Origin of the sequence: Pseudomonas sp. MEJ086 (assembly GCF_030209025.1) — a bacterium.
Lineage (GTDB): Bacteria > Pseudomonadota > Gammaproteobacteria > Pseudomonadales > Pseudomonadaceae > Aquipseudomonas > Aquipseudomonas fulva_A.
Genome location: NZ_JARVSV010000026.1, coordinates 93,202 through 118,188 on the forward strand (window position 1 = coordinate 93,202; position 24,987 = coordinate 118,188).

The 24,987-nt window shown below is 60.9% G+C and carries 23 protein-coding genes, 1 tRNA gene and 1 pseudogene; 7 read left to right on the top strand and 18 right to left on the bottom strand.

The features are described from left to right. Nucleotides 1-260: 260 nt before the first annotated feature. From QRN22_RS17480 to fadB, 3 genes are all read right to left on the bottom strand, one after another. A complete protein-coding gene (locus tag QRN22_RS17480; RefSeq protein ID WP_042555817.1) occupies nucleotides 261-497 on the bottom strand; it encodes a DUF1653 domain-containing protein in 237 nt (78 codons plus the stop codon). A 150-nt stretch (nucleotides 498-647) separates the two neighbouring features. Beyond that, nucleotides 648-1,823, bottom strand: a complete 1,176-nt coding sequence (gene fadA, locus QRN22_RS17485; RefSeq protein ID WP_042555595.1) for an acetyl-CoA C-acyltransferase FadA — start codon at nucleotides 1,821-1,823, stop codon at nucleotides 648-650. Between the two features lie 30 nt (nucleotides 1,824-1,853). Then, complete coding sequence (gene fadB, locus QRN22_RS17490; RefSeq protein ID WP_042555594.1) at nucleotides 1,854-4,001, bottom strand: fatty acid oxidation complex subunit alpha FadB; 2,148 nt, start codon at nucleotides 3,999-4,001, stop codon at nucleotides 1,854-1,856. 433 nt (nucleotides 4,002-4,434) lie between these two features. Here fadB and QRN22_RS17495 point away from each other — a divergent pair, with 433 nt between their 5' ends. Beyond that, nucleotides 4,435-5,265, top strand: coding sequence for a hypothetical protein (locus QRN22_RS17495; RefSeq protein WP_042555593.1), 831 nt, complete (start codon nucleotides 4,435-4,437; stop codon nucleotides 5,263-5,265). Nucleotides 5,266-5,285: 20 nt separating this feature from the next. Here QRN22_RS17495 and QRN22_RS17500 read toward each other — a convergent pair whose 3' ends face one another. Beyond that, nucleotides 5,286-5,723 carry a hypothetical protein gene (locus tag QRN22_RS17500; RefSeq protein WP_042555592.1) on the bottom strand — a complete coding sequence of 146 codons (438 nt, stop codon included), beginning with the start codon at nucleotides 5,721-5,723 and terminating at the stop codon, nucleotides 5,286-5,288. Between the two features lie 88 nt (nucleotides 5,724-5,811). On the opposite strand from QRN22_RS17500, the gene QRN22_RS17505 reads away from it, so the two are divergent. Then, nucleotides 5,812-6,255: a universal stress protein gene (locus tag QRN22_RS17505; protein WP_042555591.1), complete on the top strand. Its 444-nt coding sequence runs from the start codon at nucleotides 5,812-5,814 to the stop codon at nucleotides 6,253-6,255. A gap of 226 nt (nucleotides 6,256-6,481) precedes the next feature. Here QRN22_RS17505 and QRN22_RS17510 read toward each other — a convergent pair whose 3' ends face one another. Beyond that, complete coding sequence (locus QRN22_RS17510; protein ID WP_042555590.1) at nucleotides 6,482-8,407, bottom strand: ATP-binding cassette domain-containing protein; 1,926 nt, start codon at nucleotides 8,405-8,407, stop codon at nucleotides 6,482-6,484. Nucleotides 8,408-8,793: 386 nt separating this feature from the next. On the opposite strand from QRN22_RS17510, the gene QRN22_RS17515 reads away from it, so the two are divergent. After that, a complete protein-coding gene (locus QRN22_RS17515; RefSeq protein WP_042555589.1) occupies nucleotides 8,794-10,719 on the top strand; it encodes a transglycosylase SLT domain-containing protein in 1,926 nt (641 codons plus the stop codon). A gap of 135 nt (nucleotides 10,720-10,854) precedes the next feature. Here the strand turns inward: QRN22_RS17515 and QRN22_RS17520 are convergent, their stop codons facing one another. From QRN22_RS17520 to moaB, 5 genes are all read right to left on the bottom strand, one after another. After that, nucleotides 10,855-11,655 carry an MOSC domain-containing protein gene (locus tag QRN22_RS17520; RefSeq protein WP_042555588.1) on the bottom strand — a complete coding sequence of 267 codons (801 nt, stop codon included), beginning with the start codon at nucleotides 11,653-11,655 and terminating at the stop codon, nucleotides 10,855-10,857. Nucleotides 11,656-11,738: 83 nt separating this feature from the next. Then, a complete protein-coding gene (locus QRN22_RS17525) occupies nucleotides 11,739-12,668 on the bottom strand; it encodes a chemotaxis protein CheV (RefSeq protein WP_042555587.1) in 930 nt (309 codons plus the stop codon). Nucleotides 12,669-12,789: 121 nt separating this feature from the next. Further along, nucleotides 12,790-13,686: a lipid kinase YegS gene (gene yegS, locus QRN22_RS17530; RefSeq protein ID WP_042555586.1), complete on the bottom strand. Its 897-nt coding sequence runs from the start codon at nucleotides 13,684-13,686 to the stop codon at nucleotides 12,790-12,792. 91 nt (nucleotides 13,687-13,777) lie between these two features. Continuing rightward, on the bottom strand, nucleotides 13,778-14,989 hold the full coding sequence (locus QRN22_RS17535) for a molybdopterin molybdotransferase MoeA (protein WP_042555585.1): 1,212 nt from the start codon (nucleotides 14,987-14,989) through the stop codon (nucleotides 13,778-13,780). After that, nucleotides 14,986-15,525, bottom strand: coding sequence for a molybdenum cofactor biosynthesis protein B (moaB, locus tag QRN22_RS17540; protein ID WP_042555584.1), 540 nt, complete (start codon nucleotides 15,523-15,525; stop codon nucleotides 14,986-14,988). Before moaB ends, QRN22_RS17535 begins: the two co-directional genes overlap by 4 nt. Before the next feature lie 68 nt (nucleotides 15,526-15,593). On the opposite strand from moaB, the gene mobA reads away from it, so the two are divergent. From mobA to QRN22_RS17555, 3 genes are all read left to right on the top strand, one after another. Continuing rightward, nucleotides 15,594-16,166, top strand: coding sequence for a molybdenum cofactor guanylyltransferase MobA (mobA, locus tag QRN22_RS17545; RefSeq protein WP_042555583.1), 573 nt, complete (start codon nucleotides 15,594-15,596; stop codon nucleotides 16,164-16,166). A gap of 109 nt (nucleotides 16,167-16,275) precedes the next feature. After that, entirely contained in the window at nucleotides 16,276-16,497 is a 222-nt protein-coding gene (locus QRN22_RS17550) for a YgdI/YgdR family lipoprotein (RefSeq protein WP_042555582.1), read from the top strand. A gap of 107 nt (nucleotides 16,498-16,604) precedes the next feature. Beyond that, nucleotides 16,605-16,681: transfer RNA gene (locus tag QRN22_RS17555), tRNA-Pro, on the top strand. Between the two features lie 380 nt (nucleotides 16,682-17,061). Here QRN22_RS17555 and QRN22_RS17560 read toward each other — a convergent pair. The 3 genes from QRN22_RS17560 to QRN22_RS17570 all read right to left on the bottom strand — a co-directional run bounded on the left by QRN22_RS17560 (nucleotide 17,062) and on the right by QRN22_RS17570 (nucleotide 20,892). Then, nucleotides 17,062-17,682 carry a DUF805 domain-containing protein gene (locus QRN22_RS17560; RefSeq protein WP_197077045.1) on the bottom strand — a complete coding sequence of 207 codons (621 nt, stop codon included), beginning with the start codon at nucleotides 17,680-17,682 and terminating at the stop codon, nucleotides 17,062-17,064. Nucleotides 17,683-18,074: 392 nt separating this feature from the next. Beyond that, nucleotides 18,075-19,634, bottom strand: coding sequence for an ankyrin repeat domain-containing protein (locus tag QRN22_RS17565; RefSeq protein ID WP_042555580.1), 1,560 nt, complete (start codon nucleotides 19,632-19,634; stop codon nucleotides 18,075-18,077). 373 nt (nucleotides 19,635-20,007) lie between these two features. Beyond that, on the bottom strand, nucleotides 20,008-20,892 hold the full coding sequence (locus QRN22_RS17570; RefSeq protein ID WP_156152766.1) for a hypothetical protein: 885 nt from the start codon (nucleotides 20,890-20,892) through the stop codon (nucleotides 20,008-20,010). Nucleotides 20,893-21,608: 716 nt separating this feature from the next. On the opposite strand from QRN22_RS17570, the gene QRN22_RS17575 reads away from it, so the two are divergent. Beyond that, a complete protein-coding gene (locus QRN22_RS17575; RefSeq protein WP_052493845.1) occupies nucleotides 21,609-21,884 on the top strand; it encodes a hypothetical protein in 276 nt (91 codons plus the stop codon). 110 nt (nucleotides 21,885-21,994) lie between these two features. On the opposite strand, the gene QRN22_RS17580 is transcribed toward QRN22_RS17575, so the two are convergent. From QRN22_RS17580 to QRN22_RS26700, 5 genes and pseudogenes are all read right to left on the bottom strand, one after another. Beyond that, entirely contained in the window at nucleotides 21,995-22,594 is a 600-nt protein-coding gene (locus tag QRN22_RS17580; RefSeq protein WP_042555578.1) for a hypothetical protein, read from the bottom strand. Nucleotides 22,595-22,661: 67 nt separating this feature from the next. Next, nucleotides 22,662-23,480 carry a suppressor of fused domain protein gene (locus QRN22_RS17585; protein WP_042555577.1) on the bottom strand — a complete coding sequence of 273 codons (819 nt, stop codon included), beginning with the start codon at nucleotides 23,478-23,480 and terminating at the stop codon, nucleotides 22,662-22,664. A gap of 339 nt (nucleotides 23,481-23,819) precedes the next feature. Continuing rightward, nucleotides 23,820-24,089 (bottom strand): hypothetical protein, encoded by a 270-nt coding sequence (locus QRN22_RS17590; protein WP_042555575.1) that lies wholly within the window; start codon nucleotides 24,087-24,089, stop codon nucleotides 23,820-23,822. A gap of 193 nt (nucleotides 24,090-24,282) precedes the next feature. Continuing rightward, the gene (locus tag QRN22_RS17595) at nucleotides 24,283-24,720 is read right to left on the bottom strand and encodes a hypothetical protein (protein ID WP_231570217.1); all 438 of its coding nucleotides are present in this window, start codon (nucleotides 24,718-24,720) and stop codon (nucleotides 24,283-24,285) included. A gap of 120 nt (nucleotides 24,721-24,840) precedes the next feature. After that, nucleotides 24,841-24,972, bottom strand: a pseudogene (locus QRN22_RS26700) (hypothetical protein); the annotation flags it as partial. Between the last annotated feature and the right edge of the window lie 15 nt (nucleotides 24,973-24,987).

Below are 24,987 nucleotides of genomic sequence, written 5' to 3' on the forward strand. Positions count from 1 at the left end.
AAAATTCCTGAAATTCGGTAATTGAAAGGCGGGCTAGCGCCTGAAAGAACTATTGGGTGTCTCGGTTCGACGCACGCTGCATCGACGATGAAAGCGTCCGCTCGACAGAGCGAACACCGAAAAAACGTGGCGCTGCCGCTTGTACCACATCGATCCTGTCGTTATCCAACGGACCACGAGTGCCCTGCGACCTGCTTTGGCCCCGCTATATATAGTGGCGGTCAAGCCGAGGTCAAGGGCGAGTGTTTTTTGCCGCCGCCTCAGGGACGACGCAAAACGCTCGGTTCGCCCTCGATAAAAGCAAAGCGCGGAACCCGCTTGCCGTCCAGTTCGACCTCGCCCTGGAACATCTCCAACGGGCGTACCCACAGGCCGTATTCGCCGTACAGCGCCTGGTAGACGACCACGTCCTCTTCCGTCTCGGAATGCCGGGCCACACCCAGTACACGGTACTCGGGACCTTTGTAGTGACGGTAGAGACCGGGCTGCAGCGACATCATTCAATTTTCTGGAAATATTTTTCGTTCGATAAAAAGGCTCGGGCTGCATTTCAGGCAGCGAACCGAACCGCAATGACCTGCATCCTGGGCGCAGGACCAAAAAACAAAAACCGGGGCAGAAGCCCCGGTTGTGCAACCACCTAAACGTCAGATGCGCTCGAACACCGTGGTGATACCCTGGCCCAGGCCGACGCACATGGTCGCCACGCCGAAGGTACCGTTGTTCTGCTTCATCACGTTCAGCAGGGTACCGGAGATACGCGCCCCGGAACAACCGAACGGGTGACCCAGAGCGATGGCGCCGCCGTGCAGGTTGACCTTCTCTTCCATCTTGTCGAGCAGTTTGAGGTCCTTCAGCACGGGCAGGGCCTGGGCAGCGAAGGCTTCGTTGAGCTCGACGAAATCGATGTCGTCGATGGTCAGGCCGGCGCGCTTGAGCGCCTTCTGGGTGGACGGTACCGGACCGTAACCCATGATCGCCGGATCGACACCGGCCACGGCCATGGCGCGAACCACTGCCATTGGCTGGATGCCGAGATCCTGAGCACGCTGGGCGGACATGACGATCATGCAGGAAGCGCCATCGGTGATCTGCGAGGAGGTACCCGCCGTGACGGTGCCGCCCTTGGGATTGAACGCAGGCTTGAGGTTGGCCAGGCTTTCCAGGGTGGTTTCGGGACGAATGGTTTCGTCGTAGTCGAAGACCTTGAGGAAGCCGTTTTCGTCGTAACCCTGCAGCGGGATGATCTCGTCCTTGAACTTGCCTTCGACAGTGGCCTTGTGGGCCAGCTGGTGCGAACGCACGCCGAACTTGTCCTGAGCTTCACGGGTGATGCCGTGCATCTTGCCCAGCATCTCGGCGGTCAGGCCCATCATGCCGGAGGCCTTGGCAGCGTACAGCGACAGGTGCGGGTTGGGGTCGACGCCGTGCATCATGCCGACGTGGCCCATGTGCTCCACGCCGCCGACCACGAACACATCACCGTTACCGGTCTGGATCGCCTGCACGGCGGTGTGCAGCGCGCTCATCGACGAACCGCACAGGCGGCTGACGGTCTGCCCGGCACTGGTGTGCGGGATCTGGGTCATCAGCGACGCCATGCGCGCGATGTTCCAGCCCTGCTCCAGGGTCTGGTTGACGCAACCCCAGATGACGTCTTCGACTTCCTTGGGATCGACCTTGTCGTTGCGTTCCAGCAGTTTGCTGATCAGTTGCGCGGACAGGGTCTCGGCACGGGTATTACGGTGCATGCCGCCCTTGGAACGCCCCATTGGGGTACGGCCGAAGTCGACGATGACTGCATCTCTTGGATTCAGGCTCATAAATTCACTCTCGCTCCAATCGTTGCGCGATTAACCAAAGAAGGTCTGGCCGTTTTTGGCCATTTCACGCAGTTTCTCGGTCGGCTGATACAGCGCGCCCAGATCGGCGTACTTGTCGGCCAGGGCCACGAATTCGGCTACCCCGACACTGTCGATGTAGCGCAGCGCACCACCGCGGAACGGTGGGAAACCGATGCCGTAGATCAGGCCCATGTCGGCCTCGGCAGCCGTTTCGACGATACCGTCTTCCAGGCAGCGCACGGTTTCCAGACACAGCGGGATCATCATGGTGTTGATGATGTCCTCGTCGCTCAGCTCGCGCTGCTCGACCACGATCGACTTGAGCAGCTCGTAAGCCTCGGGGTCGGTGACCTTCTTCGGCTTGCCGCGCTTGTCGGTCTCGTAGGCGTAGAAGCCCTTGCCGTTCTTCTGGCCCAGGCGGTTGGCTTCGTACATCACGTCGACCGCGGTGCGGCCTTCTACCGCCATGCGATCCGGGAAGCCTTCGGCCATCACGTCACGGCCGTGGTGGCCGGTGTCGATGCCGACCACGTCGGACAGATACGCCGGGCCCATGGGCCAGCCGAACTTCTCCATGACCTTGTCGATGCGTGCGAAGTCGATACCGAAGCTGAGCAGCTTGGAGAAGCCGCCGAAGTACGGGAACAGCACGCGGTTGACCAGGAAGCCCGGGCAATCGTTGACCACGATCGGGTTCTTGCCCATCTTCTTGGCGTACGCCACGGTGGTGGCAACCGCCTTCTCGCTGGACTTCTCACCACGGATGACTTCGACCAGAGGCATCATGTGCACCGGGTTGAAGAAGTGCATGCCGACGAAGTTTTCCGGGCGCTTGAGGGCCTTGGCCAGCAAGCTGATGGAAATGGTCGAGGTGTTGGAGGCCAGAATGGTGTCCTCCTTGACCGCCGCCTCGACCTCAGCCAGCACGGCCTGCTTGACCTTGGGGTTCTCGACCACGGCTTCGACGACGATGTCGACATGGCCGAAGTCGCCATAGGACATGGTCGGGCGAATGGCGCTCAGCGATTCGGCCATCTGCGCGGTGGTCATGCGACCCTTCTCGACGCGCTTGCCGAGCAGCTTGGAGGCCTCGCCCAGGCCCATCTTGATCCCCTCTTCGCGGATATCCTTCATCAGGATCGGCGTGCCTTTGGACGCCGACTGGTAGGCGATACCGCCGCCCATGATGCCGGCACCCAGCACAGCGGCCAGTTTCACGTCCTGGGCGATGGCGTCGTGGGCCTTGGCTTTCTTCTTCAGTTCCTGATCGTTGAGGAACAGGCCGATCAGGCTTTCCGCGACCGAGGTCTTGGCCAGCTTGGCGAAACCGGCGGCTTCGACTTCCAGCGCCTTGTCACGGCCGAAGTTGGCGGCTTTCTGAATGGTCTTGATCGCTTCGACCGGTGCCGGGTAGTTCGGGCCGGCCTGGCCTGCGACGAAACCCTTGGCGGTTTCGAAGGCCATCATCTGCTCGATGGCGTTGAGCTTGAGCTTTTCCAGCTTGGGCTGACGCTTGGCCTTGTAATCCAGCTCACCGGAAATCGCGCGCTTGATCAGGTCCAGGGCACCGGCCTGCAGCTTGTCAGCGCTGACCACGGCGTCCACCGCACCGACCTTGAGGGCTTCATCGGCACGGTTTTCCTTGCCGGAGGCGATCCACTCGACGGCGTTGTCGGTACCGATCAGGCGCGGCAGGCGCACGGTGCCACCGAAGCCTGGGTAGATCCCCAACTTGACCTCGGGCAGACCGATCTTGGCGCCTTCGGCCATGATCCGGTAATCGGCGGCCAGACACATTTCCAGGCCGCCACCCAGGGCGATGCCGTTGATGGCGACGACGGTGGGCACTGCCAGGTCTTCGAAATCACTGAAGATCCTGTTGGCTTCCAGGTTACCGGAGACCAGTTGCTCTTCCGGCAGCTTGAAGTTGTCGACGAACTCGGTGATGTCGGCACCGACGATGAACACGTCCTTGCCGCTGCTGACGATCACGCCTTTGATCGAGGCGTCGGCCTTGATCGCGTCGACGGACTGACGGAGCTCGCTCAGGGTCAGACGATTGAACTTGTTGACGGACTCACCCTTGAGATCGAACTTGAGTTCGACGATGCCGCTTTCAAGAGCCTTAACCGTGATGGCTTTACCTTCGTAAATCATCAACTGATCTCCACGCTTAGGGAATCTGAACAGTACACACCGGAGTCAATCCACAGACTCACGCCACAAGACACCGTAGCCGAAATTCCGCTACCCACCGATGCGATATCGGACTGGATTGGGCACTGCCAAAACGGCAAACGCTCAATTCATACGCCCGTTTGATTTGGGTGAGCACACATTCACGGAAAAGCCGTGAATTGTCAATTGGCGTTCTGTAGCCACTTGCAGTGCGCACTACCTGCTCAAGGTGATCGATCGAGGCTGCGGCGAAAAGCAGATCAATGGCGTCGATAACGCATCATTCGGTAGACATGCCCGCACCTCGATCCGCCGCTAGCCAAAATTTCAGGCCGCAGGTAGAGTCGCGCGATTCGGCTGCCACCGAATGACAAAAACAACAATAACGACATGTCGTCACCGAGGTTCCAGCATGCATTCACGCCTGCGCGCCATCTCTCTGCACACCCTGCTCGCCACCCTTCTGCTCCTGCCTGGTCTGGCCGCTGCCGCGCAGACCTCGCCCTACCTGCAACATCTGCTGCGCCTGCACCTGGCTGCGCAGAAAAGCCTGGGCGACTTCTACATGTACAACAGTATGGAAGGTGATCAGCGCTATGCGCGGATGATCGATGAATCCCGCCGGGAGGCCAGTGAACAACTGAGCACGCTGGCTGGCATCCCCGACGTTGGCGCAGCGCGCCTGCATGCCCAATTGCAGCAGCAATGGCAGGCCTATGACCGGGATCTGAGCGAGCTGATGGCCGCCCTGGCGAAGCAGGGTTATACCGACCTGCAGCCGGTGGCCGACATGGCCGCGCGCAACCGCCAGGTGCTGGCGACCAGCCAGGCCCTGTACGAAGCCCTGCAGCGCACGGACCCCGGCGCGATCTCCGAGCAGACCGCCAGCACCCGAGAGCTCAGCCTGCTGATGCAAGGCATCGCCGTGAGCTACGCGGCACGCAGTGCATCGGTAGGCGCGAGTTTTTCCGGGGACAGCAGCGAGCGGCCCATCGAGGATCAGGTGACTGACTTCTCCAGCCGCCTGACTGCACTGCGCAACCGGCCGGGCAACGATGCACGGATCGATACGGCGCTCGACGCGGTGACGACCAAATGGCGCTACATCGAGAAGTCGCTGCGCAACTACAACGAGAAGAGCGTGCCGTTTCTGGTCAACAAGTACTCGGACAGCATCATCCGCGGGCTGATGGAGGTTACCGAGCTTTACGCCCGGCAAGACCAGGTGAGCGAGCCGTCATGACAGCCCTTGATGAGCAACCCTCAAGCCTGGGTTTTGAGAAAAGTCGCAACAGCCTGCAACGATTCGGGGCGCGCCCGCTCACCCCAGAACAAGGCGATCATCTGCGGGGTCACTTCGGCCTTGTAGACATCCCCCGGCAGCGTGGCGAGTTGCTCGGCAAGCGGCCTGTCCGCGCAGGGCTCCTGCCATTTGTTCACCCACAGGCCCGGCTCTTTCTGCCAGTAGCACCAGCTGTCCTGCCGCCCGCGAGGCCGCGGACGGTGGTATTGCGGGCAGGGGCTCGGCGGCGCACTGGTCATCCAGTACGGCCATTCTTCCCGGGCCAGCTGCATGGCCAGGCCCATGCGTCTTGCCTCCATGCGAACGTCCATCTGGCCGCGCTGACGCCGCGACGGCACCAGCCAGACCAGGGGGCTAAGGGCGACTACCAGTAGTGCGACAACGATCCAACCCGTCATAATTTCTATCTCGACCGTGCAACCTGTGGTAAATGCTCAAATCAGCCACACTTGAAATCATTGGTCACCCTTGTAAGGAGACAATCCCATGTCCTACCAGCACATTCTGGTCGCCGTCGATCTGACCGAGGAGTGCGATCCGGTAATGAAGCGCGCCCAGGCCCTGGCCAGCAGCACCCAGGCGAAACTGTCCGTGGTGCACATCGTCGAACCCATGGCCATGGCCTTTGGTGGCGACGTACCGATGGACCTGTCGATGCTGCAGCAACAGCAGTTCGAACAGGCCAAGGAGCGCCTCGACGCCTTCGCCCTCAAACACCCGCAGCTCGGCACCGAAAGCCGCCACCTGGCTTACGGCCAGCCGCGTCAGGAAATCCACCGCCTGGCTTCCGAACAGCACTGCGACCTGATCATCGTCGGCAGCCATGGCCGTCACGGCCTGGCCCTGCTGCTCGGCTCGACCGCCAATGACGTACTGCACGGCGCGCCCTGCGACGTGCTGGCCGTCAGCCTGAAAAAGCCGTCGGCCTGACCGCTACTCGCTGAGTAAAAGGCAGAAACCCGCGTAGGACCATCGCCCCCGGCGCGATGCAATGGCCGGCCTTCACACCAGTGGTGTGAAGGCCGGCGATCGCCGCGGAGTCACGGCTCCTGCAACGGCATCGAACATGCTCTTGCCGGCCAGACAGAAACCTGACGTTTTGCAATCGACTTACCCCACAGGGCAGCGATAAGCCCCAACCACCCTGTGACGATTGTCAGCCTTCCAGTTCAGCCCAGCGCTCGACCAGACGGTCCAGCTCTTCCTGCTGCGCCTGCAACTGCGCCAGCACCGCAGCGGTGTGCTCTGCCGACTGCTGATAGAACGCAGGATCGGCGATCTGCCCTTCCAGCTCGGCGATCTTCTGCTCTGCAGCATCGATCTGCTCGGGCATGGCGTCCAACTCACGCTGATGCTTGTAGCTGAGTTTCTTCTTGGCTGCCGGCGCGCTTTCCACCGGGGCGGCAACGGGGGCGGCGACAGGCGCCTCGACCACTGCGGAACCCAGCTCGGCCTTGCCCGATTTGGTCTCGCCAACGCCCAGCAGGCGCGGCGAACCACCCTGGCGCAGCCAGTCCTGATAACCACCGACGTACTCGCGCACCTTGCCCTCGCCTTCGAAGACCAGGGTGCTGGTGACCACGTTGTCGAGGAATGCCCGGTCGTGGCTGACCATCAGCACGGTGCCCTTGAAGGTCAGCAGCACTTCCTCGAGCAGTTCGAGGGTTTCCACGTCGAGGTCGTTGGTCGGCTCATCGAGGACCAGCAGGTTGGCCGGCTTGCTGAACAGCTTGGCCAGCAGCAGACGCGCACGCTCGCCACCGGACAGCGCCTTGACCGGCGTACGGGCACGCTGCGGGCTGAACAGGAAGTCGCCGAGGTAGCTGAGCACGTGGCGGTTCTGCCCGTCGATCTCGATGAAGTCACGGCCTTCGGCGACGTTGTCGATGACGGTCTTTTCCAGGTCCAGTTGGTGGCGCAACTGATCGAAGTAGGCGACATCGATCTTGGTGCCCTCTTCCACCGTGCCGCTGGTCGGCTGCAGACCATTGAGCATCAGTTTCAACAGGGTGGTCTTGCCGGTGCCGTTGGCGCCCAGCAGGCCGATACGGTCGCCGCGCTGCAGCACCATGGAGAAATCGCGAATCAGGAACGGCCCGCCAGGGTGCGCGAAGCTGACGTTCTCCAGCACCATCACCTGCTTGCCGGATTTCTCCGCGGTGTCGAGCTGAATGTTGGCCTTGCCGGTGCGCTCGCGACGCTCGCTGCGCTCCACGCGCAGGGCCTTGAGGGCGCGCACACGGCCTTCGTTACGGGTACGTCGGGCCTTGATGCCCTGACGGATCCATACCTCTTCCTGGGCCAGGCGCTTGTCGAACAGCGCGTTGGCGGTTTCCTCGGCGGCCAGCGCGGCCTCCTTGTGCACCAGGAAGCTGGCGTAATCGCCATTCCAGTCGATCAGGCCGCCGCGATCCAGTTCGAGAATGCGCGTGGCCAGGTTCTGCAGGAAGGAACGGTCGTGGGTGATGAACAGCACGGCGCCCTGGAAATCCTTGAGGGCTTCTTCCAGCCAGGCGATCGCGCCGATGTCCAGGTGGTTGGTCGGCTCGTCGAGCAGCAGCAGATCCGGCTCGCTGACCAGCGCCTGGGCCAGCAGCACGCGGCGGCGCCAGCCACCGGACAGCTGGGCCAGGGTCTTGTCGGCAGGCAACTGCAGACGGCTCAGGGTGCTGTCGACCAGTTGCTGCAGGCGCCAGCCATCACGGGCTTCGAGGTCCTGCTGAACGTGCATCAGCTTGTTCAGGTCCTCTTCGGTGACGCAGTTCTGTGCCAAGTGGTGGTACTGAGCGAGCAACTCGCCCACGCCGTCGAGCCCCTGAGCGACGACGTCGAACACGGTACGCCCGTCGGCCACCGGCAATTCCTGGGGCAACTCGCCGATCTTCAGACCCGGCGCGCGCCACACGGCACCGTCATCGGGCTTCTGATCCCCCTTGACCAGCTTGAGCATGCTGGACTTGCCGGTGCCATTGCGACCGATGATGCACACCCGCTCGCCCCGGGCGATCTGCCAAGACACCTTGTCCAGCAGCGGCATGGCGCCAAAGGCCAGGGATACATCGGTGAACTTGAGCAGGGTCATGGAGTTGCCTCGACAATACGCTGGGGTGATGGGCGAAAGGGTGTGCGAACGCAGCCAATGGGCTCGTCGCGTGGCCGACCACCACGAAAACTGATCTGGCCGGCGCATGCGCCAGCCAAAAACCGGGCGCGTATTCTAACCGAGAAGACCCTCGGCGTCTGTGAGGCCGTGCGTGCCGACCGTCGACGTGACATAAACAGACATGCGCCAAGCTGCAACGGCCCTTTCGCGCCAAGCGGGCAAAAGGCTAAGCTAACGCCCGTTGTCGTCACCGCGCCCGGCACTGCCGTGATCGCCTGTATAACGGCAACCGCCCCAAGGGCGCATCGAGCGACCGGCATTCAGCCAGATCGCGCCCGCTCACGAGATGATCCCCCGGAAGTGCCATGCGCTGTCGTTTGCCCAGTCTGCTGTCCTGCCTGATCCTTTGCGCCACCACGGCAACCCTGAGCCAGGCAGCCAGCCTGCCCCAGCAACGCCAGTACTACGACGAGGCCAAAGCCGCCCTCGCCAAGGGCGACAAGGGCCCCTATCAGCGCTATGCCAGCGCCTTGCGTGACTACCCGCTGACGCCCTACCTGGCGTACGACGAGCTCACTGCGCGCCTGAAATGGGCCAGCAACGACGAGATCGAGGCCTTTCTCGCGGCCCATGGCGACTTGCCTCAGGCCAACTGGATGAAGCTGCGCTGGTTGCGCTGGCTGGCCGAGCGTGGCGAATGGCAGACCTTCGCCAAGTACTACGATCCGAACCTCAATTTCACCGAACTGGACTGCCTCAACGGCCAGCGCCAGCTCAATCAGGGCCAAACCGCCGAAGGCTACGCCAGCGCCGAAAAGCTGTGGCTGGTCGGCAAGTCGCAACCGGAAGCCTGCGATCGCCTGTTCGACCGCTGGGCCGCCGAAGGGCAACTGACCGAACAGCGCCGCTGGCAACGTACCAAGCTGGCTGCCGAAGCGCGCAACTACAGCCTGGCCACCTTTCTGAGCAAGGACCTGCCGACGCTCAGCAACCACGGCAAGCTGCTCGTGGAAGTCGGCCAGAAGCCGCAGATTCTCACCCAGACCGCGCGCTTCATGCCGGCCGACGACGCCATGGGCGACGTGGTCAGCCTGGGCCTGCGCCGCCTCGCTCGCCAGGACCCGGAACAGGCCCTGAGCCTGCTCGAAGGCTATTCCCAGCGCATGCGCTTCTCCGAGCAGGAGAAGGTGGCCATCGCCAACGAGATCGGCCTGACCCTGGCACGCCGCTTCGACCCGCGTGCCCTCGACGTGATGGCCAAGTACGACCCCAACCTGCGTGACGACACCGTCAGCGAGTGGCGCGCGCGCCTGCTGCTGCGCCTGGGTCGCTGGGACGACGCCTACAAACTGATCAGCCGCATGCCCGACTCCCTGATCAGCACCAACCGCTGGCGTTACTGGCAGGCGCGCAGCCTGCAGTTGGCGCAACCCAACGGCAAGGCCGCTCAGCCGCTGTTCCACGAACTGGCCAAGGAGCGCGACTTCTATGGCTTCATGGCTGCCGACCAGGTCAAGGAACCCTACTACCTGAAAAACGCGCCGCTGCCGCTCAGCGCCGCGGTGATCAAGAAGGTCCGCAACGCCCCCGGCATCCGCCGTGCAATGGAATTCCATGACCGTGGCCAGATCGTCGACGGCCGCCGCGAGTGGTATCACGCCAGCCGTCATTTCGACCGCGACGAACTGGTCGCTCAGGCACGCCTGGCCTACGACATGGAGTGGTACTTCCCGGCCATTCGCACCATCAGCCAGGCCAAGTACTGGGATGACCTCGACGTGCGCTTCCCGATGGCCCATCGCGAACCGCTGACCGCCGAAGCGAAGAAACGCGGCCTGCATTCCAGCTGGGTGTTCGCCATCACCCGCCAGGAAAGCGGCTTCATGGCCGACGCCAAATCCCACGCCGGCGCCATGGGCCTGATGCAGGTCATGCCCGCCACCGCCAAGGAGACCGCCAAGAAGTACGGCATTCCCCTGAGCAACCCCAACAACGCCCTGCTGCCGAGCGTCAACATCCAGCTGGGCGCCGCCTACCTGAGCCAGATCTACGGCCAGTTCAACGGCAACCGCGTGCTGGCCTCGGCCGCCTACAACGCCGGCCCAGGCCGTGTTCGCCAATGGCTGCGCGGCGCCAACCACCTGTCCTACGACGTATGGGTCGAAAACATCCCGTTCAATGAAACCCGCCAGTACGTGCAGAACGTGCTGTCCTATGCGGTGATCTACGGCGACAAACTCAACGCGCCGCAGCCGCTGGTAGGCTGGCACGAGCGTTATTTCGACCAATAAAGCGGCGGCAAGCGGCAAGAAAGAGCGCGCAGTGGCCCCGCCGCCGGGGCTTGGGTTAAGCGCAGCGATACCCAGGGCGCCCTACCGGGTGTCGCTGCGCTCGACCCGGGCTACATCAGGGGTGAATGCCTCAACCTACGCCAACACCTCGACCGGCATGCCGACCTGCAATTCGCCGCTGCCGTGGTTGATCAGGTTCTGCCCGAAGAGAATCTCGCCTTCGCGCTGGCGGTAGCTGCGCAAGGTGGTCAGCGGCTCGCGATCCGCGCTGCGTTCGCCGGTTTGCGGATCGATGGTGGTGATGATGCAGCGTGAACAGGCCTTGGCGAGGGTGAACTCGATATCGCCGATACGAATGCGCTTCCAGCTGTCTTCGGCATAGGGCTCGCTGCCCTGCACCACCAGGTTGGGACGAAAGCGCAGCATTTCCAGCGGGCGGCCAACCCGGGCCACCAGGTCGTCGAGCGAGGCCTGGCCGATCAGCAACAGCGGGAAGCCGTCGGCGAACCCAACCTTCTCATCGCCGCTCACATTGCCCTCGATATAGCGCGCACGCTCTGCAGGCACGTGCACCAGCCGACAGGGCTTGCCGATGAACGCGCTGACCCAGGCCGCGGCTTCGTCGCCGGCATCCGGCACGCGCATGCTGTCGCGCCAGATGATCACGCCGCGCAACGCCTCGTCCGGGTCCGGCAGCGCCACATCGAGAGAGGGCCTGTCCGGCGCCTCGAGGGTCAGGCCGCCGCTCTGATTCCAGCGCGCCGTCAGGCGGCTCATCTGCGGAAAGGTGCGCTGGGTCAGAAAGCGGCCGTTCTCCTCGCTCGCCAGCATCCAGCGGCGATCACCGACCACGCCCAGGCCGTCGAGCTGCAGGCTGGGGAGCGATTCGCCAATGGCGGACTTGAGAGGAAAGCGATAAAGCGAGGAAAGGTGCATGGCCCGGCGTCCTGACTAGAGCGAAACGGCGGTTATACGCAAACCGCCGCCGCGGCTCAAGCCAGGCGCGTGGCGTTGAGCGCTTACTGCTCGTCGAGCGCCAGGCGCTCGCGAATCACGTCGACCAGCTTGTCGGGCTGGAACTTGGAGAGGAAGTTGTCGCAGCCCACCTTCTTCACCATGGCATCGTTGAAGCTGCCGGACAGCGAGGTGTGCAGCACAACGTACAGATCACGCAGGCGCGGGTCCTGACGGATCTCGGTGGTCAGGCGATAACCGTCCATTTCCGGCATCTCGGCGTCGGTGAAGATCATCAGCAGCTTGTCGGTCATCACCTGGCCGTTATCGGCCCAGGCCTTGAGCATGTTCAGCGCCTTCAGGCCATCGGTGGCCACATGCATCTTGATCCCCAGTTGCGATAGGGTATCGCGCAACTGCGACAGCGCCACGCTGGAGTCGTCGACCAGCAGCACTTCGCGGCCACGGGCCTTCTCCAGCAGCGGATCGGCGAGGCGGTCGCTGGAAATGCGGGTGTCGTACGGCACGATCTCGGCCAGGACCTTCTCGACGTCGATGATTTCCACCAACTGGTCGTCGACCTTGGTGATCGCCGTCAGGTAGTGGTGGCGCCCTGCTCCGCCAGGCGGCGGCAGGATGGATTCCCAGTTGAGGTTGAGAATGCGGTCGACGCCGCCGACCAGGAAGGCCTGAATCGAACGGTTGTATTCGGTGACGATGATGGTGCTGCGCTCATCGGGCACGATCGGGCGCATGCCGATGGCCTGGGACAGGTCGATCACCGGCAGGGTCTGGCCGCGCAGGTGAATCACCCCGCAGACGAAACGATGGCGCTGCGGCATCAGCGTCAGCTTCGGCATCTGCAGGACTTCCTGCACCTTGAATACGTTGATCGCGAACAACTGCCGGCCAGCCAGGCGGAACATCAGGATTTCCAGGCGGTTCTCACCTACCAGCTGTGTCCGTTGATCAACGGTGTCGAGAATACCGGCCATTATTCGCTCCTGTGAGGCGTGATGTTCTTGTGAGGCTATCGGCCAGTCGTTGCATTACTGAAGGCGGCATGGCGCAACGCCATCCTGCACCAGTGGCTGGCGGAAAACCAGCGCGCCATGCTCAGTCCTGCAGTAAAGGCGATTGCTGGGGCAAATGCACCCGCAACGCCTGGGGCCGCGCGGAAAAACGCATGCTGTGGCCTTCTCGCGGCTCGCCGTCGAGGTTCAGGTCCAGCCCCTCGGGCGCCTCGATTTCCAGCCAGGGCAACCGAGCGCTTACCGATACCCCTTCGATGCCCTTCAGCCCACCGGAAAACAACGTACCGAGGGTGCCGACCACATCCGACGCAGCCGGCACGATGCACACATCCAGCAGGCCGTCGTTGACCCGGGCATGGGGGCACAGCACATGCCCGCCACCGGCCTGGCGACCATTGCCGATGCCCAGGGCGAGAAATTCGCCTTCCCACTCGAAGTCCGGCCCCTTGAAGCGCCCGAAGGCCGAGCGCACTTCGGCGAAGCGGGTCAGGCCGGTAAGCATGTAGGCCGCGCCACCGAGCACACGCTTGAGGTCTTCGGACGTATTGGCGGTGATGTTGGAGCCGAAGCCGCCAGTGGCCATATTGAGGAACAGCTGGTCGTCGACCTCGCCCAGATCGATGGGCTGCGCGGGGGTGTCGAGCAGCGCCAGGGCCTCGGCCGGCGCCAGCGGAATACCGGCTGCATTGGCGAAATCATTGGCGGTGCCCAGCGGCAGCAGCACCAGGCTGGCATCCGTTTCGGCCTTGGCCATGGCTTCGGCGACATCACGCAGGGTACCGTCGCCGCCCCCGGCGATCAGCGTCGGATAGCCCGCCTGCAACGCTTCGCTGACCAGGCGCTGGGCATCGCCGCCCTCCCAGGTCAGGCGCACGGCCAGGTCCCAGCCACGCTCGCGTTGGGTCTTGACCGCCGCACGCACCTCTTCGTTGAGGGACTGCTTACCATGAAGGATCAACAGCGCTTTACGCTCTTGCATAACGGCTCCGGAAAACGGGATTGAAAACGACTGCCAATGCAGACAACGGGCAAACGAAATAATCACGCCAGCCCATCGTCGACTCTACACCTCAGCCGAGCAGTTCACTCATGGGAATGAAGTGCAGGCTGTCGCCTTCTTCCAGGGTGGTGCCTTCCAGCACCTGCGCCAGCCCCTCGGCCCACGCGGCACTGCGCAGCACACCGGAGCTCTGATTGGCATAGGGCACTGCACGGCCGTTCTCGAGCCGCGCCCGCAGGAACTCGCGGCGCTTGCCCGGTTTCGGCCAGACGAAGCCCGCGGGTACCGCGAAGCCCAGCGGCTCGACCTTCTGCACACCCAGGCGGCGCAGCAGATAAGGCCGCGCCAGCAGGCCGAAGGTCACCAGGGTCGATGCCGGGTTACCCGGCAGGCCGATCACCGGGCGGCCACGGAACTCACCGACGGTGAGCGGCTTGCCGGGCTTGATCGCCAGCTTCCACAGGGCCAGCTCGCCAGCCTCACGCAAGGCGATGCCGAGAAAGTCCGCCTCGCCCACCGACACACCGCCGGTGGACAGAATCAGGTCGACATCCTGCAGGGCACCGAGGGCCTCGCGCGTACGCTCGAGATCATCCACCAGAATGCCAGCATCGATCACCTCGCAGCCCAGGCGCTGCAACCAGGCGACCAGCAGGTAACGGTTACTGTTGTAGATCTGCCCGGCGCCCAGCGGCTGTCCCGGCTCGACCAGCTCATCACCGGTGGAGAGCACCGCCACCCGCGGCTTGCGACGCACCGGCAGTTGCGCCAGGCCAATCGACGCCGCCAACCCCAGCTCCACCGGGCCCAACCGCGTACCGGCGGTCAGCAGGGTTTCACCCTTGCGGTTCTCCTGCCCCTGGGGGCGGATGTTCTGGGCGAGCTTCAGGGCCTGATCGAAGTGCACGCGACCGTCATCAGCCACGCTGACGTTTTCCTGCATCTCCACCGTGTCGGCACCGAGCGGCACCGGCGCGCCGGTGAAGATCCGCGCACAGGTACCGGGCTGCAGCGCCTCCGGGGCGGTACCCGCGAGGATGCGCTGGCTGATCGGCAGCGCCTCGCCCTGCCAGTCGGCCAGACGCAGCGCGTAGCCGTCCATGGCACTGTTGGGCCATGGCGGCAGATCCAGGCCGGCGATCATCGGTTGGGCCAGCACACGGCCATCGGCGTCGGCCAGATCGACCAGCTCCTGCCCCTCGATGGGCGTGGCCTCGGCCAGTGCCAGCAGACGCTGCAGCGCCTGCTCCACCGGCATCAGCGGCGAATGCGGCTCGCTCATCCGCGGCTCTCGCAGGGCGCAGCGAGCTTGAGGTGCGGCACGAAGTTGCACGGGCGATGGCGGGCGTCGAGCTGCTCGGCCAGGATGCCGTCCCAGCCGGTGCGGCAAGCGTTGGTCGAGCCAGGCAGGCAGCAGACCAGCGTGCCGTTGGCGAGGCCGGCCAGTGCCCGGGACTGAATGGTCGAGGTGCCGATGTCGGTGGTGGAGATCTGCCGGAACAGCTCGCCGAAGCCGTCGACCTGTTTGTCCAGCAGGCAGGCCACCGCTTCCGGCGTGCTGTCACGCCCGGTGAAGCCGGTGCCGCCGGTGATCAGCACGACCTGCACCACGTCTTCGGCGATCCAGGTGGCGACCTGGGCGCGGATCTTGTACAGATCGTCTTTCAGCAGTACGCGCTCGGCGAGGTTGTGGCCGGCCGCTTTCAAGCGGTCGACGAACAGTTGCCCGGAGGTATCGGTTTCCAGCGTGCGGGTATCGCTGACGGTCAGAACGGCGATATTCAGGGGCACGAATGGCGCATCGGCCTTGTGGCTCATGGCAGGCTTCCAGTTGTCGTGAACAATGGCCGGTGTTATACCACAGCGCCACCTCCAGAGACCCTGCCATGCCTACCTCAGCCCCGCCCCAAAGCCTCTCGGTGGTCCTGCTCGCAGGCGGCCGCGGCCAGCGCATGGGGGGCCGCGACAAGGGCCTGGTGCAGTGGCAGGAGCGCCCGATGATCGCCTGGCTGCACGACCAGGTTCGCCCCCTCACCGACGACCTGATCATCTCCTGCAACCGTAACCATGACGCCTACGCGCCCTACGCCGACCGCCTCGTTGGCGATGACAGCGCAGACTACCCCGGCCCGCTGGCCGGCATCCGCGCCGCCCTGCAGATCGCCCGCCACCCTCTCCTGCTGGTGCTGCCCTGTGACGCACCCCGGGTAGACCGCAGCCTGCTCGACGAACTCATCGCGCTGGCCGGCGAGCGCCCGGTGATGGCCAAGCGCGACGGCCACTGGGAACCGCTGTTCGCGGTCGTCCCGCGCAGCCTGCTGCCCTCCCTGGAGCAGGCCTGGCAGGCGGGCCAGCGCAGCACCCAGCGCTGGTTGCACGATCACCAGCCCGTGGCGCTAACCTGCGCGCCAGACGATCCGCGCCTGAGCAACGTCAATTCACCGCAGCTTCTCGAATAGATCGCGCTTGCGAGTCAGCCAGCCGACTGGATAAATAGGGTGGAACTTGGCGTCGCCGTGCTCGTCTTAGCCCAAGTAATCATTCAGCTTCGATTTAAGGAGACATGTCATGAAGCAACGGACTACCGCTGCATTTCTACTCGCGTTCGGCCTGGTTACTCTGGCCGGTTGTTCCACGCCTTCGGTCATCACCCTGAACGATGGCCGGGAAATCCAGACCGTAGATCGCCCTGATTTCGACGACGACACTGGCTTCTACGAATTCGAACAACTGGATGGCAAGCGCACCAAGGTCAACAAAGACCAGGTTCGTACCGTCAAAGAGCTGTAAGCACCGTTGACCCATCGCGGGCGCAGGCTTCAGGCGCTGCGCCCCGATCAAAAATTTTGCGCTAACCCCTTGTGCTGCAAAACTTTTTCAGTACAATTCGGCGCATTCGGAGTGTAGCGCAGCTTGGTAGCGCGTCTCGTTCGGGACGAGAAGGTCGCAGGTTCGAATCCTGTCTCTCCGACCAAATCCCAGTTTCCAGCAGCTCTGCGCTGCTCGCGAAACACCTCGACAAAGCCCGCCTTGCGCGGGCTTTGTCGTATCTGGCTGTTTCTCCCCGCCTCCTCCGGTATTTGGCCGGCAAGACGATTGGGTCGCGGGAGTGGTTTGGCAGGAGATGGTCGCCGGTGGCGTAAGGAGCTTTGGCTAGAGCGAGACCACGGCGCTGGTATCTCCTTACGTGCTTACCATGAGATGAATTCCAAGCTGGCTGAAACCGTGTGCTGCCAGGACACCACCGCGGCATACGCAGGGCTATCGCATGGTGCGCACAGCGCTCTCTACAAAGGCACCTGAGCACTTGGCGCCGCGCAATTAGGCGAAGCATGGACTTCACGTACGCTAACGTTATGCCTGAGCCAATGCATTAACGAACCACCCGTAGAGTTCCTGTGGGTGGTATTGGGGAAAATAGGCAACTAGCACGGTTGAAGTTACAAGCGCCAGCACCACCAACAGTGCGGTAAGTAGCTTTACCAACGTCGAGAGAGGTGGATTGGGCGGGCCGTATTTATTAATCGCTTTACGCCCCGGAAGCATGATGAGCGGAAGCGTTATCACAAAGCCGATAACAGGGAACACGGAGAGAATTCCCCATATTGGACTCCAGCCTAGATCACGTGCCCTGCGTACCAGTAGAGACACGTTGAGCAGGATGGCAGGAACGACAACGGTGACACCAACTATCAGCAAAACCACCAGTTGATGGCGCAACCCCACCATAAAGAACGCCAGCAAAATGCACGGAAGAACCAGCACCAAGGGGATATGAATCAGCCAGAAGCGCGCCAGAGAAATACGCCCGGAAAAATCAAACATCTTGGGTTTTGAAAACGTGACAACCCCGTCGTCGATCAGTTGAGCGTCGCCCGGTTGGTATAGGTTTTCGATTTCGCTGCTGATACTGCCGAAAACGGGCTCTATCCTTGCCATTAGCGCTATTCCCTTGTTTTTGATGATGCTATTCACGTCAAAGCGTTTACACCTCGTATCTAATCGAAGAGCGGCGTCAAACTCAAGGGAAGACGCTGTCGTGTAAGGGGAATGTGTGCACCACAGCATCTGTGGGTCTGTCGCATGGTGCGCGAAGTACACCTTACGAAGTGTTGTGCCGCTAGTAAGAAGGCAGGTCATTTCCCTACTCTGAACGACGGCTTTTGGCCGATTGCAGCCGTCCGTGACGGACTCCTATCGGCCAGAAGCGGACGATTGAGTAAGTTGGCTTGGAATCAAGCGGGAGTCGTTAACAACGATTTCACTCTAGGGGGCTAGAGAGATCAGAGACAGTCTACTTACCCAAAGTTGGTTAAGTTGGTGCCGATAAAATCCGTCTCCTTTTCACTGGTAGGTGAGCTCGCACCTTACGGGACTGCAACGTGCGCTCGTTGAGAAATACCGCCATTGGCCGCTACCCACTGCATAAACGTTTGGGTGTCTGCACTTTTTTCAGTTTGCTGTTCCAGGTGGTAGAGCAAGCTGCCTGAACCGGCATTGACAAATCCCTGCACGTACTCGGATTCCAGCTGAACACTAAGCATCGGCGCCCCAATCAGGCCTGTCTCCCGCGCGCCCGGTGCATTGATGTCGGCACCATGCGCCACCAGCAACTTCGCCAGGTCTGTGCGTAGCCCAGACCATTTGTTGCCATCTGCGCAACAGAAGTTAATCAGCAGTAGAAACAGCGAACCGGCGTAACCAAAGCAAGTGCTGCTCTGGTAGTAAACGTGAGCCTGGCAAGCAAGGTTGGGGTTTAGGCCGCGCTCTAGTAAAACCCGGAAAATACCGAGCGTGGCGGCGGCTTCGTTGTCGTCCAGTGGGTGGTTGCTGTCGTTAAAGGCAAGGTGATAAAGCACTTTGCCTTGAAAGTAACTTGGCTCCAACCATTGGCTAACATCTGCACCAGCCGAGATCAGGCCAAGGGCAATACTGGGCTTGATGGTTAGTGCCGTAACTGCCGCGGGCTCACTTCCTACAGAGCTGTTCAGGTCGATACCAGCGGCTACCAACTGCTCCAGAGTCTCTGCCCCTCGCAAGCTGTAAATGAGGCGTTCTAGACGGTCAGAGTCATATTGGATTTCTGGCGCGATGGCCAGCGCGCCGTTACGCTCCAGCAGAGCCAGCAGCACGGGGTCATCGTCGAACAGCTCGGCACTGTGAAACAACAGGGAGCCTTGCTCTTCTGAGAACGGCTGGTTGATGTCTGCGCCCGCCTCTATGAGCATTTCGGTCATGGCTGGGTCTTTGTAAAATCCCTCGGCCGTTAACCAAACCTCATTAACGTCGGCACCGCCGGCAAGCAGACCTGCGAGGACGGCGCGGCGATCTCTCTGTTGCTCTAAAGCAGAAATTGCATAGATGACTTCCCGCGTGTATGGCTTGCAGGCACTCAAGTTGACGCCTGCCTTGAGCAACGCTGCCATCGACTTTTCCAAATAGTGTTCACAGGCGTGAACAAATAGTGGGCGGCCGGTAAAAATACAGTCGGGGTCTAGGCCTGCCTTGATCAGCGCAGCCAGCGAGCTGTCCTGCTCATCCTGGATAAACATGTATGCCTTACCGGCATCATCCAGAATAGGTTTAGGGAATGCTTTGGCGGAAATCTTTTTGCCAGCTTGGAAGCAGATGGTTTCAGATTCGCCTACTTGGGTGTATTCGGCAGAAATACGAACGTAGTCGGCGCCTAAGGTATGTAACGCGTCCACCTGCGCTTTGCCCATCATGTCGTGGCTGGATGCCTCGAGAGTGAAGAGCAGCAAATTTCCGTACAGCGCGGGCGGCGTCAGTACAGGATTGTCCCAGTCACTTAGCAGTGAGCCTTGATAGGCACCGCTACGCACCAGCTTTTGCAGTTCAGCTAGCAGCGGAGCGAGTTTTTCCTTGGGCTCGGCAATGCATTCAACCTTGAAATAATTTTCTGACATGTTTTCTTCCTTGAAGGTAGTACGAGTTAAAAGCAGCCTAACTGGTTGCCGGATAGGCTGAAAATCTAACAGATTGAAGACTAGAAATGGGCGTGCGAACTGCACCTCAGCAATAAACGATTGCCTGTGGACGATGATTTGTTGCCCCCACCAGCTTTGCTCACGGCCTCACTCAGGGTCGGAGGTGCAGATGTAATTAACTATTCTAAAAGCCCGCTATTGGGCGATTACTGCTAATCGTTAATGACAGCAGACGACCACTAAGTGTATCTGCCCCTTCTTCTGCCCCATTGGACTGTGGGCGTTACGTTTGACGCGAATGGAGTGATCCGCTATGCCCACCCTCGAAGCCGCTCACTGAGTAACTAGATTTTCAGCGCGTTGCTAAGGGAACCGACAAAGCCTGTTGAAACAGAGGGTGGGGGATGACCCTATCTTTCATCTGCTGAATGAACAGTTCTATGTGAGGGTTGCCGGCATCTGGTTTGACCGCATATGCAAGTTTGGCCAGTTCATGCATATCCTCAAAATCCGATTGATCCAACACCTCGCCATAGCCTGTGTAGCTGTCGTCCAACGCGATAGCCAGGGAGCTCAAAAAGTAATCGATAGTGATTTCGACATAGCTGCGTTCCTGGCCCGTGAAGCGTTTTTTGTAGCGTCGATAGACTTCTTCTCGACTAGACGATTCCGAATGCCGAATGTGGCTGCGTGCGTCATTTACATAAGAGCGCACGGCGTCGCGAGGGCAGGTCACCACATACTTTTGCCGCTGATCGATACCCATCGGCTCTTTGCAGCCGACCCATTTGGGGTCATAGAGTGCTTTGGCAATCAGCTCCACCCGGTGAAACTCAGCAGGACAGGCACGCAGCCTATAGCTGGTCATACGCAGTGCATTTTCGTGCAGCCTCCCGCGATGCGAGACATGCTCCGCGCGATAAAACTCAAGTATCTGATCGACAGAGTCGAAGGGGGTGAGCCGGATACGCTCGTCTGGATACAACACCGCATCGTTTATTCGCGGCTTGCCTCGTTGGAAAAAGCGGCCCCGATTTTCCCATTCCGTTTTGACGAAGAATTCATCTTCTTGCTTCTCCCGTTCAGCGATAGCGTTCCAGGTCTGCTTTCGTTGGGCAACCCACTCTTTGTCGTCGACCTTCCAAAGCGGCAGGTAGTGAGAGAAGGAGTTGCAGTATTTTTCGTATTCCTGTTGCCGGTGTTGCTTGGCTTTGGCAGCCCGTTGTGCGGCATCCATCGATTGACCTCTTCCGTGTTGTTCAACCTGTTCGTTAAGTCGGGCCAGTTTAGCGGTATATGTCACTGATGTGAGATGAGTACAAACCACCATTCTAGCAACGCCATGTATCCATGAGTTGCACAGGTCTATCGACCTACGATGTTCCATTGCTGAAGGGCTGCTTCTGGCCGACAGCAGCCTGTCCCAGGTAGCAGCTACCAGCCATAAGCTGCCGGTATGAATCAGAAACAGCCCGCGAGCAGCAGGTTTTCAAACCTTCAAAAGCCTTATCTCCCTGTTCGACTCGACCACTTCCATTCTGCACCTCGCTCCGTAGCAGCCTGATCCAACACAAGCGCTGAACAGCCGCCGCTACTGAGCCGACCTTCCGCTTGCCCTTGAACATCTGCCACGCTAACCTGCGTACGTCGCTGCAAATTCAGCGACCGGGTTTGGCGACCCGAGCAACTTGGCGCATAGGCGCCCCATACGACAGCAGGCGCTTTTTTTGTGCCTGCCGTTTCGTGTTATGGCGGCTGTGCGTGGGATACCTTCGGGTATGCCGGGTCCCAAGTTCCCGGTTCGCCAACCTGCGCACAGCTGCCACCCCAATCGTTTGGCGACGATCAGTGGCGGCTCCAAACCAAACTTGGAGTACCACCCCATGAAGCACAAGCACGCCCTAAATCCGTCCGCACGCCGCCGCGCTGATCACCAGAACGGAGGCCAGGGCCATGACTAACCTCCTCCCACTCTCCAGCAACCCGACCACGACAGCGGTAATGCTGATCGACAGCAATTGCTCGTACATGGATCTGCAGGAAAGCGTCGAACAGCGGCTTAGAGCGGTGCGCGGCCTGCTGCACAGTCTCGCCGCCATGAACATCACTCAGGCAGATGCCCTGGACGTGCAACACATAAGCGAAGCCGCTTACCTGCTTAGCGCGGATGCCTGGGATCTGGTCAGGGCGGCTCACAAGGCAGCGGTGCGGGAGGCGCGCAAGGGTTGAAGATTGGGGCGGGGCACGGCAGCCATCTGCCCTGCCCGCTCCATGCTGGCGTCTCTCACTGCCAAGCATTCAGGCCGGCTGTGGCAGAGAAGAATTTTTCGCCTTTCTCGTCAATCGTCCCTTTCGAGCTTTTTCTGAACAGCCTTTAGCACGCTATCGATGTGCCAAGCCTCCGGCCCGATGGCGATGGCGCCTTTCGGGTCTGGGTCTAGCTCGATGGTTGTCGTGATGCCTTCGCCCGCGAGCATTCGCTGGGCATCTTCGAGGTACCTGCGTATGCCGGTAAGCCAATGTCGGCCGGTGCTCGATAGCAGGACAAAGCTGTCCGGGTATGAGCACGACAGCTTTCGTCGCAGGTTGATCACTGCAGCTTTATCTTCACGGGAGAAGGCCGGGCAAAGTACATAGCTGTTGCCAGCGGCGGCCTGACGGTCGCTTTTGTCTTGCAGGTATTGCTCAACCGAAAAACAGCTGGCCACTGTTTCACATTCACCGGTCGTGACGTCGACGAGATGGGCGTTGACGCCGACGTAACAGTATTCGGTCTTGCCGTGCACTACGTAGTCTTCGCTGTTGCAGCAGATCACCCAATAGTCGCCTTTCGCCGAAAGCTCGCAAGACTGAATGGCAAAACGCTCCGGCCTGCCGTCTCTGGTGACACCTTCACAGAGGCCAAGGACGATTGAGCAGGCTTGCTGTGCGGATAACATCTGTCGGCACTCGAGTCATGAATTGGTGAAGTTGAAAGGTCAGGCCGCCAGGCAGCAGCCCGCCCGCTCACACCACGCTGGCGCGCTGCAGGTTACTGCGGTGGCTGACACCGGCCGCCTGCAGGCGCTGCACCAGATCCTCACGGGCGGCGCCGCCGCCAGAACGCACGTAGTCGAGCTCCGCGGCGGTGATCAGCACCACGGGCATCAGCGTGACGGGCGACAACGGCATGTCATCCAGGCGCGTCGCGAAGTCAGGCGCCGGGCCGCCGATGAGTACGCCCACGGCATCGTCGTCGCTGACGAATGCAGGGGGAATCTGCTCGCTCATGTAGTGCGACTGGCTTAGGCCAGGCAACTCCAGGGACAGCACGCCGTACTGCTCGATCTGATTGACGATGCCGCCAGCATTGGCCACGGTGCCGGCCACGTGCTTGATCAGCTCGAAGGCCCAGCTGTACCTGAGCGGGTCGACCTCGCCCGGCTTGCCGCGGGCATGCTCCGGGATATCGGCGGTTTCCAGGAACAGCTCCATCTCGAAGCCGTTGCCCTGCCCCTCTTCATCGTCGAAGGGATCCGAGAGGCCTTCGGTTGCCAGGATGATGGCGTCACCGCGGCGCACGATGCGATAGGCCTGGCGGGTGGAGGGCCAATACGGGCCGCCGGAAAAACTCGGGCTCATGAGGTAGCCCAGCACATCCTGTTCGACGCTGCCGACCGACTGCCAGTGGCGATCCAGGCAGTCGGCACTGGCCTCCCGTGCGGCCTGGTTAGCGGCGTCGAAGAGGCTCTCGCTGTCAGGCGTCTGCGCCGCCTGTGGCGTTGGCGATGCTGCCTCGGTGGCGGGTTTGGGTGAGAGTCCGAACAGCTTCCGGAAAAAGCTCATGAGCGTTCCTTGCAGAGTCGCGCTGCTGCGCAATGGCGGCAGGCAGGTTGAGTGGAGAAGCAGGCGCCATTATGGCCGGTTGGCCCGGAGGTGAAAACCGAATGGGCCACGTTCCAGATCACGGAGCGAGAGCAGCCTTTTCGGAGGGCAGCGAGGATGCTGCTGGTAGATATGGAAGCTGCCGGCCGAGAGCGAGCAACTCGCAACCGGCCGCTTTCGGCGGCGATAGTGGGCTTTCTCGAGGTGTAACTACCTGCCAGCGGCTATGAAGAGCGGTCAGAGCTGGAGGCTAGTTGAGTACGGATCTGGCGACATGTGTGCAAGACACTTTGCCAATGTTTAAGGTACTGAAGATCTTTCGAGCCCCTTGCTGATCGCTATCGAAATCCAGGTTTCGTCGTCCGGGTTCAGCTCAGGGAAAGCCGTAATGCCCTTTTCAATCGTTTCCTTCGCGACAGCGCCCATGAGCCGGCCGGTAACGAGCTTGATGTCTGCATGCTGTGTTGCAGGGAGGTATTTAAGGGTCTGAATCAGCATCTGATCCAAGGCAGCCATGGCATCGATGCCACCATCTCTTAATGCTCGTGCGGCGTTCAATGTCAGTTCCATTAGTGCTTGCTTCCCTGGGAGTGCTGATGGTTGCTTCGTGAGCTTAAGAGTTTAGCAAACGGGCAATTTCAGCACGTGATTCCGCTAGAAAGTCACCTTCCCGTGCGACGCTTCTGGCCGATTGCAGGCGGTGACGACGGGCAGCTACCGGCCAATTGCTGACCTTTATGAACAGCACCACCTCTAGCTGTCATCAAATCGAGGTAACAAAGCGTGTTTCGAGGCCTACATTTACCGGCGGTAGCGCATTAATCAATACGACGGCCTCGTCGCCCTGATTAAGGTAGATCAATGAGTCACCGGTCTCGAACGTAACTCTGAATCCGGCCAGCCAAGGCTCATGCCCATTTAAAGAGTCGACAACTCCCTCAACTGCGCAAATTTTTGTGTTCTCTAGCTGGGTTGCCGATAGACCTGCAAGCAGGTTCTCCCTCTTCCAGGAGCATGTCACGTTCGGCTCTATCTCAAAGGAAGCCGGCGTATCAGAAGGCAACAAGTCCGAGCCGACTCGCTGGCCATCACTCAAGAGATACATGGATAGAACTTCTTGCTCGCCAAAACGCCACTCTAGAGAACCTATATATCCCGGATCTTTCTCGTCGTTGAAATAGTACTGGTCGTGCAGCAGCACACTCAGCCGCTTTCCCACAAGCGAACGTGCGTTTTGCAGGTCTAGGACAGCTCTGGTAGGAGATGGGGAGTATCGGCTAGACATCGAGCGCCTCATACAGATGGGAAGAGAGGCAGATACATCGACGAAGACATCGACCACCCGCACCGCATTAGTCTCGCTGAGGTAATCACCGAGGCTCTCGGGAAGCAAGTTGCTGTGACCTCGGTACTCACCTTGGATAAACCTCTGCGCGGGCTTCCCTCGCGACAAATTTCTCAGAAATCA

Coding starts and splice junctions, on each gene's coding strand:
- QRN22_RS17565 (WP_042555580.1), bottom strand. CDS start 19,634: ATGTCAGAAAATTATTTCAAGGTTGAATGCATTGCCGAGCCCAAGGAA.
- QRN22_RS17525 (WP_042555587.1), bottom strand. CDS start 12,668: ATGGCCGGTATTCTCGACACCGTTGATCAACGGACACAGCTGGTAGGT.
- QRN22_RS17505 (WP_042555591.1), top strand. CDS start 5,812: ATGTCCTACCAGCACATTCTGGTCGCCGTCGATCTGACCGAGGAGTGC.
- mobA (WP_042555583.1), top strand. CDS start 15,594: ATGCCTACCTCAGCCCCGCCCCAAAGCCTCTCGGTGGTCCTGCTCGCA.
- QRN22_RS17585 (WP_042555577.1), bottom strand. CDS start 23,480: ATGAGCTTTTTCCGGAAGCTGTTCGGACTCTCACCCAAACCCGCCACC.
- QRN22_RS17520 (WP_042555588.1), bottom strand. CDS start 11,655: ATGCACCTTTCCTCGCTTTATCGCTTTCCTCTCAAGTCCGCCATTGGC.
- moaB (WP_042555584.1), bottom strand. CDS start 15,525: ATGAGCCACAAGGCCGATGCGCCATTCGTGCCCCTGAATATCGCCGTT.
- fadB (WP_042555594.1), bottom strand. CDS start 4,001: ATGATTTACGAAGGTAAAGCCATCACGGTTAAGGCTCTTGAAAGCGGC.
- QRN22_RS17515 (WP_042555589.1), top strand. CDS start 8,794: ATGCGCTGTCGTTTGCCCAGTCTGCTGTCCTGCCTGATCCTTTGCGCC.
- QRN22_RS17550 (WP_042555582.1), top strand. CDS start 16,276: ATGAAGCAACGGACTACCGCTGCATTTCTACTCGCGTTCGGCCTGGTT.
- QRN22_RS17495 (WP_042555593.1), top strand. CDS start 4,435: ATGCATTCACGCCTGCGCGCCATCTCTCTGCACACCCTGCTCGCCACC.
- yegS (WP_042555586.1), bottom strand. CDS start 13,686: ATGCAAGAGCGTAAAGCGCTGTTGATCCTTCATGGTAAGCAGTCCCTC.
- fadA (WP_042555595.1), bottom strand. CDS start 1,823: ATGAGCCTGAATCCAAGAGATGCAGTCATCGTCGACTTCGGCCGTACC.
- QRN22_RS17480 (WP_042555817.1), bottom strand. CDS start 497: ATGTCGCTGCAGCCCGGTCTCTACCGTCACTACAAAGGTCCCGAGTAC.
- QRN22_RS17535 (WP_042555585.1), bottom strand. CDS start 14,989: ATGAGCGAGCCGCATTCGCCGCTGATGCCGGTGGAGCAGGCGCTGCAG.
- QRN22_RS17575 (WP_052493845.1), top strand. CDS start 21,609: ATGACTAACCTCCTCCCACTCTCCAGCAACCCGACCACGACAGCGGTA.
- QRN22_RS17510 (WP_042555590.1), bottom strand. CDS start 8,407: ATGACCCTGCTCAAGTTCACCGATGTATCCCTGGCCTTTGGCGCCATG.
- QRN22_RS17500 (WP_042555592.1), bottom strand. CDS start 5,723: ATGACGGGTTGGATCGTTGTCGCACTACTGGTAGTCGCCCTTAGCCCC.
- QRN22_RS17570 (WP_156152766.1), bottom strand. CDS start 20,892: ATGGATGCCGCACAACGGGCTGCCAAAGCCAAGCAACACCGGCAACAG.
- QRN22_RS17590 (WP_042555575.1), bottom strand. CDS start 24,089: ATGGAACTGACATTGAACGCCGCACGAGCATTAAGAGATGGTGGCATC.
- QRN22_RS17580 (WP_042555578.1), bottom strand. CDS start 22,594: ATGTTATCCGCACAGCAAGCCTGCTCAATCGTCCTTGGCCTCTGTGAA.